Annotated in this window: 13 protein-coding genes; 7 read left to right on the top strand and 6 right to left on the bottom strand. The window is 68.6% G+C overall.

Annotation, left to right across the window (positions count from 1 at the left end):
• From NGM10_RS01405 to NGM10_RS01395, 3 genes are all read left to right on the top strand, one after another.
• Complete coding sequence (locus NGM10_RS01405) at window positions 1-408, top strand: Zn-ribbon domain-containing OB-fold protein (RefSeq protein WP_253481012.1); 408 nt, start codon at window positions 1-3, stop codon at window positions 406-408.
• Between the two features lie 12 nt (window positions 409-420).
• Complete coding sequence (locus NGM10_RS01400; protein ID WP_253481010.1) at window positions 421-801, top strand: MaoC/PaaZ C-terminal domain-containing protein; 381 nt, start codon at window positions 421-423, stop codon at window positions 799-801.
• A gap of 192 nt (window positions 802-993) precedes the next feature.
• Window positions 994-1,548, top strand: coding sequence for a metal-dependent hydrolase (locus tag NGM10_RS01395; protein ID WP_253481008.1), 555 nt, complete (start codon window positions 994-996; stop codon window positions 1,546-1,548).
• Here NGM10_RS01395 and NGM10_RS01390 read toward each other — a convergent pair whose 3' ends face one another.
• The 3 genes from NGM10_RS01390 to NGM10_RS01375 all read right to left on the bottom strand — a co-directional run bounded on the left by NGM10_RS01390 (window position 1,549) and on the right by NGM10_RS01375 (window position 4,733).
• Window positions 1,549-2,445 (bottom strand): DUF7547 family protein, encoded by an 897-nt coding sequence (locus NGM10_RS01390; protein ID WP_253481007.1) that lies wholly within the window; start codon window positions 2,443-2,445, stop codon window positions 1,549-1,551. It abuts the gene before it with no gap.
• A gap of 383 nt (window positions 2,446-2,828) precedes the next feature.
• The gene (locus NGM10_RS01385) at window positions 2,829-3,311 is read right to left on the bottom strand and encodes a GNAT family N-acetyltransferase (RefSeq protein ID WP_438267166.1); all 483 of its coding nucleotides are present in this window, start codon (window positions 3,309-3,311) and stop codon (window positions 2,829-2,831) included.
• A 330-nt stretch (window positions 3,312-3,641) separates the two neighbouring features.
• Window positions 3,642-4,733, bottom strand: a complete 1,092-nt coding sequence (locus NGM10_RS01375) for an NADH:flavin oxidoreductase/NADH oxidase (protein ID WP_253481005.1) — start codon at window positions 4,731-4,733, stop codon at window positions 3,642-3,644.
• Between the two features lie 127 nt (window positions 4,734-4,860).
• On the opposite strand from NGM10_RS01375, the gene NGM10_RS01370 reads away from it, so the two are divergent.
• Window positions 4,861-5,673, top strand: coding sequence for a DUF7504 family protein (locus NGM10_RS01370; protein WP_253481004.1), 813 nt, complete (start codon window positions 4,861-4,863; stop codon window positions 5,671-5,673).
• A gap of 36 nt (window positions 5,674-5,709) precedes the next feature.
• Here the strand turns inward: NGM10_RS01370 and NGM10_RS01365 are convergent, their stop codons facing one another.
• The 3 genes from NGM10_RS01365 to NGM10_RS01355 all read right to left on the bottom strand — a co-directional run bounded on the left by NGM10_RS01365 (window position 5,710) and on the right by NGM10_RS01355 (window position 8,073).
• Window positions 5,710-6,480: a hypothetical protein gene (locus NGM10_RS01365; protein WP_253481003.1), complete on the bottom strand. Its 771-nt coding sequence runs from the start codon at window positions 6,478-6,480 to the stop codon at window positions 5,710-5,712.
• Window positions 6,481-6,592: 112 nt separating this feature from the next.
• Window positions 6,593-7,129 (bottom strand): DNA starvation/stationary phase protection protein DpsA, encoded by a 537-nt coding sequence (gene dpsA / locus NGM10_RS01360; RefSeq protein ID WP_253481002.1) that lies wholly within the window; start codon window positions 7,127-7,129, stop codon window positions 6,593-6,595.
• 71 nt (window positions 7,130-7,200) lie between these two features.
• On the bottom strand, window positions 7,201-8,073 hold the full coding sequence (locus NGM10_RS01355) for a carbon-nitrogen hydrolase family protein (protein WP_253481001.1): 873 nt from the start codon (window positions 8,071-8,073) through the stop codon (window positions 7,201-7,203).
• Window positions 8,074-8,245: 172 nt separating this feature from the next.
• Here NGM10_RS01355 and NGM10_RS01350 point away from each other — a divergent pair, with 172 nt between their 5' ends.
• The 3 genes from NGM10_RS01350 to NGM10_RS01340 all read left to right on the top strand — a co-directional run bounded on the left by NGM10_RS01350 (window position 8,246) and on the right by NGM10_RS01340 (window position 14,898).
• Window positions 8,246-9,676, top strand: coding sequence for an aldehyde dehydrogenase family protein (locus tag NGM10_RS01350; protein ID WP_253480998.1), 1,431 nt, complete (start codon window positions 8,246-8,248; stop codon window positions 9,674-9,676).
• 775 nt (window positions 9,677-10,451) lie between these two features.
• Window positions 10,452-11,666 (top strand): Cdc6/Cdc18 family protein, encoded by a 1,215-nt coding sequence (locus NGM10_RS01345; protein ID WP_253480996.1) that lies wholly within the window; start codon window positions 10,452-10,454, stop codon window positions 11,664-11,666.
• A gap of 568 nt (window positions 11,667-12,234) precedes the next feature.
• Window positions 12,235-14,898: an efflux RND transporter permease subunit gene (locus tag NGM10_RS01340; RefSeq protein ID WP_253480993.1), complete on the top strand. Its 2,664-nt coding sequence runs from the start codon at window positions 12,235-12,237 to the stop codon at window positions 14,896-14,898.
• Window positions 14,899-14,929 lie beyond the last annotated feature (31 nt).

Raw genomic sequence — 14,929 nt, 5'->3', positions numbered from 1 at the left:
ATGACACTGCAAGCACACCGCTGTCCGAACGGCCACCTCACGTACCCCGGTCACGAGCTCTGCCCGGAGTGCGGAGAGCCACAGGAATCGGCCGTCGAACTCGCCGAGGAAATCGGCGAGGTCGTGACGTGGACGACCAGCACCGCGACCCCGCCGGGGGTCCGTCAGCCCAACACGCTCGCAATCGTGGAGTTCTCGCTCGACGAGGCGCAGAGCGCCTCGTCGAGCGGGGCGGAGTCCGACGGAGCCGAGACGGTGCGCGCCATCGGGCAGGTCGTCGAGGATTCGGAGGTCGAAATCGGCGACGAGGTCCGGCCGGTGTACGCCGAGGAACTGCGCGACCCCGAGGCCGGAATCCGGGAGAAGGAGAGTCAGGACTGGGACGGCTACCGGTTCGAACCGGTGTGAACGGGAATCCCGATGACGCCACCCTCGGAGGGCGACACTCGAACCTTCGAACGCACTTTCACGCCCGAGGACGTGCGTCGGTTCGCCGACCTCTCCGGCGACGAGCAACCGCGCCACCTCGACCCCGACGAGGAGGGACGCCTGCTGGTCCACGGCCTGCTCACGGCCACGATGCCCACGAAAATCGGCGGCGACCTCGAAGTCCTCGGTCGGTCGATGGCGTTCGAGTTCGTCCGACCGGTCTACACCGGCGAGACGGTGGTCTGTCGGATAGAAATCGAGCGCGTCGAGGAGCGGGACAATCGCTACGACCTCGCGGCGTCGGTCGTCTGCGAGAAGGAGGGCGGAGGGGTGGCGATGCGGGGGACCGTCGAGGGTCTCGTTCGGAAGTGAGCCGACAGCGCGGTCGTTTTCGGACTCGTCGTCCGACGCCACGTCGCGCGCGCGACGTGGCGTCGGCAGTCTGTCAGCGCCGAACAGCAGGACCGCGGTGAGCAGGATGACCCGCATCTCCATCCCGCGTGACATCCGGTCGATACTATTTGAATCGATAGATTAACATTGAAATAGCGGCCGGTTCGTCGTATGTTCGCACCGGGTCACTACGGGATGGCGCTCCTCTTGTACGCTGTCGCCGGATACGCCCTCCTGCGGCGGGGATACACCCGGGACGCGGTGTTCGGCGGTGCCATCGTGCTGGTGTACACCCGACTCCCGGACCTCGACACCGAACTCGACTTCGTGGTCCACCGGGGGGTGACCCACACGGCGTGGTTCGCGCTCGCGGCCGGACTCGTCTGCCTGTTCGTGGTGACGAACGACCTGCGGCGTCTCCCCCGGCGCGACGCGGTCCGGGGCGGCGCGTGGGCGTTCTTCCTCGGGTCGTCATCGATGGTCGCCCACCTCCTCGCCGACGTGCTGACCCCGTGGGGCGTCATGCCGCTGTACCCCGCGACCCCCGCGCTCTACACGCTGGACCTCGTGTACGCCGGGAACGACGCGGCCAACTACGCGCTGTTCGCCGCGGGAGCGCTCGCGGTCGGAGTCGCGTGGACGGCGGGCCGACCCACACGACCCGGGCGCTCGCTTCCGGTTCGGGCCTACCGCCGACTCCGGGGTCGCGAGCAGGCCACCGAGTGATCAGGAGCCGTCCGGGTCGTCCGACCCGTTCGATTCGTCGGTCGGACCGTCGCCCTCCGCGGGTTCCCCGCGTCGGTCCCCGGTCTCGTCCTCGTCCGAATCGCTCCCGTCGTCACCCCCGCTCTCCTCGCGTCCGGCCGTATCGTCCGGGTTCTCCTCGCGGTCGTGAATCTCGTCCTTGATGGATTCGAGTTCGGCGTCCACGTCGACCCGGACCGGGTCGTCCTCGTCGTCTCGGTCACCTCCGTCGTCCCCGTCGTCAGCGTCGCCCTCGGCGTCTCGGTCGGCTCCGTTCTCGTCGGCGTCGCCGAGTTCGATGGTGGTGCTTCGCTCCTCGAAGTCGCGGTCTCGGTTCCGCTCGCGACCGCGGGCCTCGTCGGCCTCCCTGCGACTCCGTTCGACCCGGTCGCGTATCTCGCGGTTGATTCGCCGGGCGTCTTCGAGGATGTCGCGGGCCTCGTCCTCGCGGGGGAGGTCGCTCTCGCGCACCGCGGTCTCGACCTCGCCCAGCGCGTCCTCCAGTCGGTCGAGGGTCGCCCTGCTCGCGTCGGCCGCCCGGCGTTCGAGGCGGCCGCGCTCCTCGTCCACGACGCTTCGGTCGGGGTCGAGGACCCGAATCACCTGCTGGAGCGCCTCCAGCGCGCGGAGGTTGGCCTCAAGCACCGCGATGGCGGTCGGAATCGCGTACTCGCCCGTGAACGACAGGACTTCGCGCGGGGTCGGCGGTCGGGGCAGGCCGAGCGGGCCGCGGGGCGGGTCGCCGAGTTCGGTCCGGAGTTCGCGAACCCGCGCTTCGAGTTCGGCGACCCGCTCGTCGAGGTCCTCGGGGTCGCGTCGGTCGTCCGAGTCGCGTCGGTCGTCGGCGTCTCCGCGGTCGCTCTCGTCGCGGTCGTCCATGTGTGGGGTTTCGTGTCGAGCGGTAAAGAGTTTGGCCGCCCAGGAACGAGTTCGTGTGATTTCTCGGTCGTCGTCCGAAACGTAGGTGCCGTAACCAAGAACGCCTCGAAAGCCCCCGCCCGCTCGCTACGGACCGGAGTCACCTGCACCGTGAACCGTCAGAAAGCCCCCGCCCGCTCGCGGTCGCTGACGCGACATATCTGGGCCTCTCAGCACCGCCCGGCCCAGATAGGGGTCGCGCAGGCGACTAAACGGTGCGCGAGCGGGCGGCCCCTTTCAGTCCCGCCCGTGGCGGATGATTCGCCGGGCGATTCCACGCTGGATGATTCGCCGGGCGATTCGCGGCGAATGGCCGGTCGGCCACCGCGCTGCGAACCCCGGCCTCAGAATCCCTCGCGGAGGAAGACATCCGTCGGGGGGAACATCGCTTCGAGGGTCTCGCGGGCAGTCGAGTCCCGGAGTTCGAGGTCGCCCAGCGTCTCGGCGTCGGCGACCGAGTGGTAGCCCACGAACAGTTGCGAGAGCGTCGAAACCCCGACTTCCGCGTCCGGGTCGGCGTCGGTGGGTTCGCAGGTCGCGCGTCCGTCGGCGACCGCGATGCGGAAGGTCCGGTCGTTCCACTCCGCGAGGGGGTCCGAGACCGAGAGGACGAACGCCGCCGACGCGGCGTTCGTCCGGTCGGGATAGTCGAGCGCGGTCACGGCGGCCGGAACGTCCACGAGTCGGACCATCGGCCCGGGCTTCACCTCGCAGGTCACCATGGCGGGGTCCTCGACCTCGTCGAGGAGTCGGGTGTCCGGCGGGCCGCGGAGGGTGACCGCCTCGACCTGCGAGTCGTGGTCGGCGAGAAATCGCAGGAGGTTCAGGCGGGCCTCGCGGGCGAACGACAGCGCCTCCGGTGGGCAGTCGTACTCGACCCACTTGCAGGTGAGACCCCAGCCCTGTCGCTCGTAGAAGGGGTACTCGAACGGCCACAGCGCTGTGAGGAAGTCCCCGGGGGTCGCCGGGCTGTTCGGCCATCTCCCAGTCGTGGTCGTCCCGGGGTCCCGACTCGGGCTCGAAGGCGTACTGGAGGAAGTCCTGAAACTTCTGCTCCCGGTCGTCGGGAAGCGGGCGGTACTCCATGGAGTAGCGGGGGTTCGGAACGGGCAGATAGCTTCCCGTGGTGTGATATCCGGTAGCGCGGAGTTCGCCGACTACTCGAACGCGCGCCGGTACTGGACCGGCACGTCCACGCGGTCGAGCGCCCCCAGCGCCTCGGCGGCGTGGAGCGCGAAGTAGGGGTCCCGGAGGTGCTCGCGGCCGACGATGGCGAGGTCGGCCCGGCCGTTCCGGATGAGGGCGTCTGCCTGCGCGGGTTCGGTGATGCCCCCGACCGCGCCGACGAGCGCGTCGGTGTTCTCGCCCACGCGCTCGGCGTAGGGCACCTGGTAGTTCGGCCCCGCGCTCGGAATCTCCTGATCGGGGTGGATGCCGCCCGAACTCACGTCTATCAGGTCGGCACCCGCGTCGGCGAGAAGCGGGGCGAGCCGCGCGGTGTCCTCGACGGTCCACGACTCGCGGTCGTCGAGCCAGTCGCTGGCCGAGACCCTGACGAACACGGGCAGGTCGTCGGGCCACACCTCCCGGACCGCCGCGGTGACCTCCCGGGCGAGGCGGGTCCGGCCCTCGAAGTCGCCGCCGTAGGCGTCCTCGCGGCGGTTGGTGACGGGCGACAGGAATTCGTGGAGCAGGTAGCCGTGGGCGGCGTGGACCTCTGCTATCTCGAAGCCAGCGTCGAGTGCGCGCTCGGCCGCTGTCCGGAAGTCGTCGACGAACGCCGCGATGTCGTCGCGGTCCATCTCCCGGGTCTCGGGCGGGTCGTCGTCGTAGGGGTAGGGAATCGCGCTCGGCGCGAGCGTCTCCCAGCCGCCCTCGTCCGGTTGGAGGGGTTCGCTTCCCTCCCACGGTCGGGTCTTGCTCGCCTTGCGCCCGGCGTGGGCGAGCTGGATGGCGGGGGTCGCCCCGCGGTCGGCGACGAACTCGGCGACCGGCGCGAGCGCCTCGGCGTGGTCGTCGCTCCAGATGCCGAGGTCGTTGGGCGAGATGCGCCCGCGGGGCTCGACCGCGGTGGCCTCGGCCATCACGATTCCGGCCCCGCCGGTGGCGCGACTGCCGAGGTGGACCTCGTGCCAGTCGGTGGCGAGTCCGTCGTCCTCGCAGGAGTACTGACACATCGGGGAGACCATCACGCGGTTTCGAATCGTCGTCCCGCGAATCGACAGCGGCGTGAACAGGTCGTCGTTCATCGGCCCACACTCGGGGCTCCCGACTCGAAAGCCCTCGGCTCTCCCCCGATTTTGCCGAAAGATGGCCGGAGACGCCGCTCGACCCCCCGAAACACTTATTGTAGCCATTAGCGTTATTGGTGAATCAATGTCGGGGGAGGAACGAAGGGGGAGTCCGGAGGCGACCGTCCGGTTCAGACGTCGGCTGGCCGACCTCAAGCGGAACGGGAGCAACATCCTGCTCGTCGGGACCGACGCGCTGGCCGCCGCCTGCGAGCGCCTGCTCGGGGAGTCGGACGCCGGACCCCGGTATCGGCTGTTCGTCACGGCCGACGCCGGTCCCGACACCGCGAGGGCCAAACTGGACGCTGTGGGGCCGCGTCCCGACCGCGACGCTGCCGCGGTGGTGAACTGGGGGACCGACGTCCGCGGCGGCGCGACCGCCAGCGACGACGCGGACGTGACCGCCAGCGACCGCGATTCCCCGGGCCCGTCCCGGGGCGGCCCGCCGTCCGACGGCGGTTCGCCGTCGGACGGCGGGCCGAAACCGGACGACGGACCAAAATCGGACGGCGGGCCGACGCTCCGGGAGGTAGCGGTCGAGGGCGACGACCTCCGGGACCTCGGGGTCGCGGTCGAGGACGCCATCGAGGGGTTCGAGGAGGGGGGCGCGCGCATCTCGCCCGCGGAGCTCCGGGTGTGCTTCGACTCGCTCACGCCGCTCGTCGAGGACTACGGGGACCGCGACGTGCGCCGGTTCCTGCTCGGCGTGACCGAGACCGTCGAGCGCGTCGACGGCATGGGCCACTACCACCTGCCCGCGAGGTACGACTCCGAGGTCGTCGGCTCGCTCTCGCCGCTGTTCGACGCCGTGGTCGAGGTGCGGCGGGCTGACGGCGAGATTCAGCAACGGTGGCACCTCTCGGACCCCGACATCGCGACCGACTGGCTCGCGCTGTAGGTCGGCGCGGAGTCGCGCCGACCTTCTTCCGGCCGCTCACCCGGCCTCGTCGCCGGGGGCCGCTCGCTCGCGTTCGCGCTCGTGAGTGAGATACCAGCCGTAGTCCTCGAGCAGTCGCTTCCAGACGCGGGCGTCGGAACCGGGCGACTCGCGGTTGATTTGGCGGATCCGGCGCAGGTCGCGCTCGGTCAGTTTCCGGAAGCCGGGCTTGTCGAGCAGTTCCGCGATGCCCCGGGAGTTCTCGGTGCCCTCGATGCGCTGTTTCCGGCGCTCGCGGTCCTCGGCGACGAGTTCGCCCGGGCTGAGGCTGTAGTAGTACGCCTCGAACGTCGGATACCACGCCTCGCTCACCGCGGGGTCGGTGCAGGCCAGCAGGGTCGAGCGGACCGCCGAGCGCGCCCGCCTGCGTTCCGCGCCGTCGTAGGTCCGGTCGACGTAGTCGGCCGCGGCCTCGACGAGCGCGTCGTGGGCCGCGAGGAGCGTCCGCAGGTCGTCTCGGAGGTCGCTGAACCGCTCGGCGGTCCGTATCCGGAAGCGTCGCTCGGAGCGGTCGTCGTGCTTGTAGTACCGTCCCTTGGCGTCGTTCTCGTACTCGCGCGCCGAGAAGTAGGCCTCGTTGAGCCGAACCAGCGACTTGAGGTAGGCGGCCTTCCGGTCGTCTGCCTCGAACGGCGCTTGGAGTAGCTTTCGACCCGCGGTCGACAGCACCGCGAGGAATCGCTCGTCGTCGTACCGGAGGTAGTCGTTTCGCCCGTCGTTGTCCTCGACGAGGTACTTCGACCCGGTGAAGAACGCCTTCGAGACCATGCGACCCTCTTTCGTTTCGTACGATTCGCCCGACCGTAATAAGTATCCTGTGGATTATCAGCCGCGAGAACGAAGGCGTTCGGGGCGCGAACCCCCGAGAGAGGGGTTTCTCTCACCAGAGCGTCAGCGAGTCGTGTGCGAGGAAGTGGTCTACCTCGTGAGCGTACTCCTCGATTCCGACCAGTTGCTCGCGCAGGATTTCCGCGGTCGCGTGGTCGCCGAGGCTCTCGGCGAGTTCGATGTGACTGCTCACGCTCTCGATGACGTCGCCGTAGGCGTCGAGGTCGTTCTCCAGCGAGGTCCGCACGTCGTAGACGTCCTCGCCCTCGAACGGAATCGGGCTGTGGCGTTCGAGCGCGGCCGGACCGCTCACGGGGACGCCGCCGAGCGCCTGAACTCGCTCCGCGAGCTCGTCGGCGTTCTCCTCGGCGTCCTCGGCGGCCTCGCCCCAGAAGAGGTGTAGCTCGCGGTACTGCGCGCCCGCGACGTTCCAGTGATGCTTTCGGAGCTGGTGGTAGAGGACGTAGCTCGCCGCGAGGTCGGCGTTCAGCGCCTCCACGACCTGTTCGGCCTTGCCGCGGTCGAGTCGGACCGGGTTCTCCTCGACGGTGCCCGCCTGCTGACGTATCTGTCGTTGCTGTTTGCTCATGTGTTCTCCCCCGACGGGGGAACGACCCGAGAGCGCTTAAGCGTGGGTGCGAAGTCGCCATCGGGACTGACTCACCGACGGGCGTCCTCGTGAACCGGAATCGTCTCCCGACACCTCGCCAGCACCGCGGGGTCCAGATTCGCCACGAGGTCGCGCTCCCCGCGGTCGAGTCCGGCCTGCACGCGCCCGTCGGGTCGGACCACTCGCGAGCGCCCGGCGTACGTGGTCGGTTCGTCGTCCGACTCGCTTCGGTCCGGGCCCGGGCTCGGGACCGACTTGCGACCGGTCCGGCCCGCCGCGACCACCCACCGGACGCCGTCGAGCGCGCGAGCGCGCACGAGGAGTTCCCAGTTCCGATGGTGGGCGTCGGGCCACGCGCCGATGACGAACAGCGCGTCCACCTCTGGGCGGGCGAGCGCCGCGCTCTCGCCGACGAAGTTGAGGTCGTAGCATGTCAGCAGGCCCGCGGTGCCGACGGGCGTCTCGACGGTGACGCGGTCTTCTCCGGGGGTCAGAACCTCGCGCTCGTTGGCCCAGAGGTGGCGCTTCCGGTAGACGGTCGTCCCGCCGTCGGGGTCGAGGTAGGCGACGGCGTTGTGGTAGGCGTCTCCCGTCTCCTCGACGAAGCCGACGAGGAGCGCGCAGTCGGCGGCGGTCGCGGCCTCGCGGAGGCGGGCCAGCGCGGGGCCGTCGCGCGCGAGCGCGACGGCCCCGATGCGCTCGTCGCCGACGAACCCGGTCAGCGCGTACTCGGGGAAGACGGCGACTTCGACCTCGGGAGGAAGGTCGGCCACGCGCTCGCGGACCGTCGCGAGGTTCGCGTCGACGTCGAGGTCGGCGACCGTCGTCTGGCAGGCCGCGACCGTCGGCGCGTCGGACGGTCTGGCGTCTGAAATCGGCGCGTCGGACGGTCTGGCGTCCGTATCGCGGTCCGAATCGTCCATGCGTGGTCGGTCCGAGTCGCGGGGCAAAAGCCGTCTGGATTCGTGGCGGTGGCAGTCGACGGCCGACGAGAAGAGATGGTGACCTCGGAGCCGAGAACCGGGAGCGTTTCGGCCGCCTACGTTAATCCGCTCTTGAGTAAATATTTTACCCGCGGAGCGCCAAGGTCGGTTCATGTCACAACGACCACTCCAGCGCCGAGAACGCCTCTACATCGACGGCGACTGGCACGACGCCGACGACGTGCTCGAAGTCACCGACCTCGCCGACGGCGGCACCTTCGCGCAGGTCGCGGCCGCGAGTCCCGAGCAGGCCGACGACGCCTTGGCCGCGGCCCAGCGCGCCCAGTCGGCGATGCGCGAGACGACGATTCCCGAGCGCGCCGACTGGATGGACGACATCGCCGACGGCCTCCTCGAACGCAAGGAGGAGCTCGCCGAGGTCGTCGTCCGCGAGGCGGGCAAGCCCATCTCCTCGGCGCGCGGCGAGGTCGAGTCGGCCGCCGAGCGGTTCCGCCGGGCGAAGGAGGAGGCCCGCGCGCTGAAGGGCGACTTCCGCGAGGGAACCACCGCGGGCCACGAGGGGTGGGAGGCCATCGTCAAGCACGAACCCATCGGCACCGTGCTGGCCATCACGCCCTACAACTACCCGGTCTCGACCACCGCGCTGTCGGTCGCGCCTGCGCTCGCGGCCGGGAACAGCGTCATCCTCAAGCCCGCGAGCGACACGCCGGTCAGCGCCGCGATTCTGGCCGAGGTGATCTCGGAGTTGGACCTGCCCGACGGCGCGTTCAACCTCGTCTCCGGCCGAGGGAGCGACATCGGCGACGTGCTCGCGGGCGACGACCGAATCAACATGATCTCGATGACCGGGTCGAGCGCCGCGGGCAGACACGTCGCCAAGGAGAGCGGCATGGTCAACCTCCACATGGAACTGGGCGGCAACGCGCCCGCGGTCGTGTTCCCCGACGCCGACCTCTCGAAGGTGGCGGGCGAGTGCGCGAAGGGGTCGTTCAAGTACGCGGGCCAGCGGTGTTCGGCCGTGAGCCGCGTGCTGGCCCACGAGTCGGTCCACGACGAGGTGGTCGACCTGCTGGAGGCCGAGATGGATAGCTGGCAGCCCGGCGACCTCTTCGAGGAGGACACCACCATGGGTCCGCTCATCGACGAGGGGCAGGCCGAGTGGGTCGAGGAACTCGTCGATGACGCGGTCGGGAAGGGCGCGAAGTTGGTCCGGGGCGGCGAGCGCGGCGGCCGGGAGTTCGAACCCACGCTACTCGCGAACGTCCCCCACGACGCCCGAATCGTCCACGAGGAGCAGTTCGGTCCCGTCGCGGCGGTGACCACGTTCGAGACCGAGGCCGAGGCCGTCGAGATCGCCAATCGGGGGGACCTCGCGCTCGACGCCTCGGTGTTCACCGGTGACTACGACCGCGCGATGGAGTTGGCCGACGAACTCGACGCCGGTGCGGTCCGGATCAACGGCGCGCCGAGCCACGGGCTTGGCGACATCCCCTTCGGCGGCAACAAGGCCTCCGGTATCGGGCGTCAGGGCCTCCACACGACGATAAAGGAGATGACTCGCGAGAAGAGCATCGTGCTCTGAACCGGGGATGAGTCGTCGTTTCGGTCTCTCGATTTCGACCTCTCGGGTTCGACCCCTCGGGTTCGACCTCCGATTTCGGTCTCTCGATTTCGGCCTCTCGACCCGATGTGCGGTTCTCGGGGGTCGCTATTCGCGTCGGAAGTAGTGCCAGGGTTCAGTAATAAACCCCGATATTTATAATAACTGTTTGAATAATCGTACGTGGCGGCAAATCACGTCAAGACTGCTTATCCGGCAGGCCTTTCCCACTGCCGCCTTTCGGCGGAACTGCGTGGCTTCTGGTGCGATAGGTGTACCCTCCCGAATCGTGAGAGTCGTGGACTCATCGTGGGGGTGATGTGGGTGTATCGTGGGGGGTGATGTGGGTGTATCGTGGGAGTGATGTGGGTGTGTCACGAGTAACCGCCATTTCCGGTGTTTCGTCTGTCGGAGTTCGTTTATAAAGTCCCCCACCCCGTCGTTCCGCTGAATTCCTCGTGGGAGGGGGGTGGGGGTCGGTGCGTGCCGGGCGTTTCGGAGTTATTTCCGCGGCGATGTAGTCGAAATAGTCTTTTTTGACTAGTTTACGGGTATGGTTATCTCGTCTAGGACAAGAAGGTTCCTATTTCTAGAGACCGCCCGTCCACCGCACCCCCCACCCCACCCTCTCGCGCCACCTACAGCGGAACGATGGGGTGGGGGTCATTTTTAAATAAACGACTCAGACGAATCAGCGGAATCAGCGGAACGGGTGGTTTCGACACCTTCAAGGCCGCCCCGCGAAATCCGGCGAGTAATGGGTTCGTTCGACTTCGTCCGCGAGTACTCTCCCTACACCAACCGCGAAGCCTTGCTGGACGACTACACGCCCGACACGCTCGTCGGGCGCGACGACGAACTGGAGGAGTACCACGGGGCGCTCCAGCCCGCCATCTACGGCGAGCAACCCGACAACATCTTCCTCTACGGCAAGGCCGGGGTGGGCAAGACCGCCGCCACGCGGTTCCTGCTGAACAAGCTCGAAGACAACGCCGACGAGTACGAGGACCTCGAGGTCCGGACCGAGATCGTCAACTGCGACGGCCTCAACTCCTCCTACCGGGTCGCGAGCCACCTCGTCAACGCGATGCGACCCCCGTCGAGCCACATCAGCGAGACGGGCTACTCCCGCTCGCAGGTGTACGACCTCATGTGGGAGGAACTCGACTCCCACGGGGGCATCGTCCTCGTCGTGCTCGACGAGATCGACCACCTCAAGGACGACTCAATCCTCTATCAGCTCTCGCGCGCCCGAGAGAACGAGAACCTCACCGAGGCACGAATCGGCCTCATCGGCATCTCCAACGACCTCACCTTCCGCGATTCGCTCTCCCCGAAGGTCCGCTCGTCGCTCTGTGAACGCGCCATCTCCTTCTCGACCTACGACGCCAACGAACTCCGCGCTGTCCTCGAACAGCGCAAGAACGTGGCGTTCAAGGAGGGCGTCCTGACCGACGACGTGGTCCCGCTCTGCGCCGCGTTCGGCGCGCAGGAGTCGGGCGACGCCCGCAAGGCGCTCGACCTCCTGCTCAAGGCCGGGGACCTCGCCCGCGAGGAGAACGAGAAGCGGGTCACCGAACAGCACGTCCGCCGGGGCCGGGAGCTCCTCGAACGCGAGCAGGTCGCCCGGGGCATCGCCGACCTCAACGACCACGAGCGCCTCGTGGTCTACGCGCTGGCCACCCTCGAAGCCGAGAACGACACGCCCGCTCGCTCGCGCGAAATCTACACTCGTTACAAGTCGCTGTCCGAGGCCGCCCAGCGCGACCCCCTGACCGCCCGGTGGCTCCGCGAGCATCTGGACGACCTCGCGATGCTGGGCATCCTGAACGTCACCGAGATCAACGAGGGGTCTGCGGGCGGGAAGTACCGGGAGTACGACCTCCAGCAGGACCTCGCGGTGGTGCTCGACGCTCTGGAGGAGACCTTCGAGTCGATGGGCGTCCACACCAGCGTGAAGGACTACATCTAGACGCGTTTCGAGGGTCGTTCCGTTCTGTAGTGTTCGTCAGCGCACTCGTTACTGGGAAGTCCTCGAAAGCCTCCGGACGCTCGCGGTTGCTCTGCGGGATATCTGGTCGGCGCTCGCTTCGCAACATTTGGACCAGACGATTCGAGCAGAAGCTAGCTGCTCTCGGTACCTATGAAACCGCACCGCGACCGCAGGCCACGCGCCACGAAACACGTCGAATTTCGCGAACCCTCGTCCGTGAGTCACGGCGCGCGCTGGCGCGGCCTTGTGCCGCGCCTACTCCGCGCGAGGGATGACCGAGCGAACGCCGAAGGCGTGAGCGACGGAATCGGTTGGGGAGGGCGTGGCCTGCGGTCCTCATTTGTGACGTGCGAGCGCAGTTCACGGAGTTCTGTAAATTCGTACTACTCGCTAACTCGAACACAGCCGGTCCGATTCTCCGAACCCACACCCGAATTACATATCACCCGCGCACCTTTCACGGTCGCCGTAGTAGCCAATCCGAATCGGGGGTGGAACTCTGCGACTCGACTACCAGCGCGTCATCGACCGACTCGACGGCTACATCGTGAACCGGCCGGGCCGGGTCGTCGCCGCGTTCCTGCTCCTGACCGCGGTCTTCGCGGTCGGCACGGGGAGCGTCTCCACCGAGTCGGGCACCGAGCAGTTCGGAGAGGACGTGCCCGAGCAGACCGCGCTCGACGCCGTCAACCGCGAGTTCGACCCCGCTTTCGCGCCGGGAGCCACCTCGACTCAGCTCATCCACACCGGCGAGAACGTCGTCTCGAAGCCCGCGCTGGTCCGGATGCTCACGCTCCAGCATCGGCTCGAACGACGCCCCGGCCTCCGAATCGTCGAGACGACCGGCCCGGCGAACGTCGTCGCCACCACGCTCGACCCCGAGGCGACCACGGCCGAGGAGCAACTCCGGGCGGTCGAGCGCGCGAGTCCCGCCCGAATCGAGGCCGCGGTCCGGACGGCCGCGAGCGAGAATCCGTCGTTCGAGCGCCTGCTGAGCGAGGACTTCAATCCCCGCGCCGCCTCCGCGAGCGCGAGCATCACGGTCGTCGAGCACGCCGTCCCGGAATTCGACGCGGGCGAACAGACGGCCGGAACCGACCCCCTCACCGCCATCCAGCGCGAGATGCAGTCGGTCGCCGCGTCCGTCGGGGGCGACGTCCGGGTGTTCGGCGCGGGAATCATCGCCGCGGAGTTCGAGAACGTCATCGGAGACACCCTGCTCGTCGTCGTGCCCGCGGCGGCGGTCCTCATCGTCGCCTTCCTCGTCGTCGCCTACCGCGACCTCGCCGACCTCCTTCTCGGGGTCGTCGCGCTCGTCATGGCGATAATCTGGACCTTCGGCTTCATGGGGTTCGCTGGCGTCGCGTTCAACCAGATCCTCATCGCGGTGCCGCCGCTCCTGCTCGCGGTCGGCATCGACTTCGGCATCCACGCGGTGAATCGCTACCGCGAGGACCGCCGGGACCTCCTCGGCGAGTCGGCCGACCGCGGCCCCGCCGTCTTCGGCGGGACCGACCTGCCGGGCGCGGCGATGCGCAGGGCGACCGACCAGCTACTGGTCGCGTTCTTCATCGTGACCGCCACGTCGGTCATCGGCTTCGCGTCGAACCTCACGAGCCAACTGATTCCCATCCGGGACTTCGGGCTGGTCGCCAGCGTCGGCATCGTGTTCACCGCGCTCGTGTTCGGGGTGTTCCTCCCCGCCGCGAAGGTCCTGCTCGACCGGGCCCGCGAGCGGTATCCGATTCCCACGCTCAGCCAGTCGCCGCTCGGTTCCGAGGGGTCGTCGCTCGCCGCGGCCCTGACCGTCGGCGTCGGCATCTCGCGTCGCGCACCTCTCGTCTTCCTCCTGATGACCGCGCTCCTCACCGCCGGGGCCGCGGGGTACGCGACCGGGGTGGACACCTCCTTCTCCGACGAGCAGTTCCTGCCGCCCGAGGAGACGCCCGCCTACCTCGACGGGCTCCCCGAACCGTTCAGGCCCGACGAGTACACCGTCACTCGCGATATCAATTTCCTCGAAGCCAACTTCGAGACGAGCGAGGACGAGCAGGTGGTGGTCTACGTCGAGGGGCCGATGGGACGCGACACCGCGCTCGAAGCCCTCCACCGCGCGGGCGAGGACCCGCCGGAGACCTTCGTGCGCGACGGCCGCCACGCGAGCGAGCAGAGCATCCTCACGGTCGTCGAGTCGCTCGCCGCGACCGACCCCGAGTTCGCGCGACTCGTCGCGCGAAACGACCGCGACGGCAACGGCATCCCGGACCGCGACCTCGACGCCGTCTACGACGCGCTGTTGGACTCGGAGTACGCCCCGCTGGCGAGCCAGTACCTCACCGAGGACCGCCGCAGCGCCCGGGTGGTCTACTCGGTGCGGGGCGACGCCGACCAGCGCGAGGTCACCGCCGACGCCCGGACGGTCGCCGACCGGTTCCGGTACGAGGCGACCGCGACCGGCAACATCGTGGTGTTTCAGGCCATCTCGGACCTCATCTTCGAGTCGGCAATCGTCAGCCTCGCGGTCGCGCTCGTCGGAACCGCGGCCTTCCTCGTCGCAGTGTACGCGGCCCTCCTCGGTCGCCCCTCGCTGGGCGTCGCCAACTTCGTCCCAATCGTCGTCACCGTCGCGGCGCTCGCGGGGACGATGCGCGCGGTCGGCATCTCGCTCAACGCCTTCACCGCGACGGTGCTCGCAATCACCATCGGTCTGGGCATCGATTACTCGGTCCACGTCGTCCACCGGTTCGTCGACGAGTTCGAGGAGCGCGAGGCGCAGGAGTCGAGAGGCGACTGGGCCTCGGATAGGGAGGCGCAGGAGCCGAAAGGCGACTGGGCCTCGGATAGGGAGGCGCAGGAGCCGAGAGGCGACTGGGCCTCGGACGGCGAGACCAGCGCGCCGGACGGCGCGCTGGTCTCGAACGCCGGGACGGGAGTGCCGACGACCGGCCGAACTCCGAGGACCGAGCGACCGCGCCGCGAGGGCGCGCGCGCCCTCGCGGCGCTCGACCGGACGCTCGTCGGTACCGGCGGCGCGCTGACGGGGAGCATGCTGACGACCGTCTTCGGCATCGGCGTCCTCGTGCTGGCGGTGTTCCCGGCCATCGGCCAGTTCGGACTGCTCACGGCGCTCAGCGTGGTCTACGCCTACCTCGCGTCGATTCTGGTCCTCCCGTCTGTGCTCGTGACGTGGGTCCGACTGGTCGGTGGCTGAGCGCGGGTCGAAAAATCGAAACCGAAAGTCG

It is taken from the genome of Halorussus salilacus (assembly GCF_024138125.1).
Lineage (GTDB): Archaea > Halobacteriota > Halobacteria > Halobacteriales > Haladaptataceae > Halorussus > Halorussus salilacus.
This window is presented reverse-complemented; position numbering and strand designations above follow the sequence as displayed.

Coding starts and splice junctions, on each gene's coding strand:
- NGM10_RS01370 (WP_253481004.1), top strand. CDS start 4,861: ATGTCGGGGGAGGAACGAAGGGGGAGTCCGGAGGCGACCGTCCGGTTC.
- NGM10_RS01350 (WP_253480998.1), top strand. CDS start 8,246: ATGTCACAACGACCACTCCAGCGCCGAGAACGCCTCTACATCGACGGC.
- NGM10_RS01405 (WP_253481012.1), top strand. CDS start 1: ATGACACTGCAAGCACACCGCTGTCCGAACGGCCACCTCACGTACCCC.
- dpsA (WP_253481002.1), bottom strand. CDS start 7,129: ATGAGCAAACAGCAACGACAGATACGTCAGCAGGCGGGCACCGTCGAG.
- NGM10_RS01355 (WP_253481001.1), bottom strand. CDS start 8,073: ATGGACGATTCGGACCGCGATACGGACGCCAGACCGTCCGACGCGCCG.
- NGM10_RS01375 (WP_253481005.1), bottom strand. CDS start 4,733: ATGAACGACGACCTGTTCACGCCGCTGTCGATTCGCGGGACGACGATT.
- NGM10_RS01365 (WP_253481003.1), bottom strand. CDS start 6,480: ATGGTCTCGAAGGCGTTCTTCACCGGGTCGAAGTACCTCGTCGAGGAC.
- NGM10_RS01390 (WP_253481007.1), bottom strand. CDS start 2,445: ATGGACGACCGCGACGAGAGCGACCGCGGAGACGCCGACGACCGACGC.
- NGM10_RS01345 (WP_253480996.1), top strand. CDS start 10,452: ATGGGTTCGTTCGACTTCGTCCGCGAGTACTCTCCCTACACCAACCGC.
- NGM10_RS01400 (WP_253481010.1), top strand. CDS start 421: ATGACGCCACCCTCGGAGGGCGACACTCGAACCTTCGAACGCACTTTC.
- NGM10_RS01395 (WP_253481008.1), top strand. CDS start 994: ATGTTCGCACCGGGTCACTACGGGATGGCGCTCCTCTTGTACGCTGTC.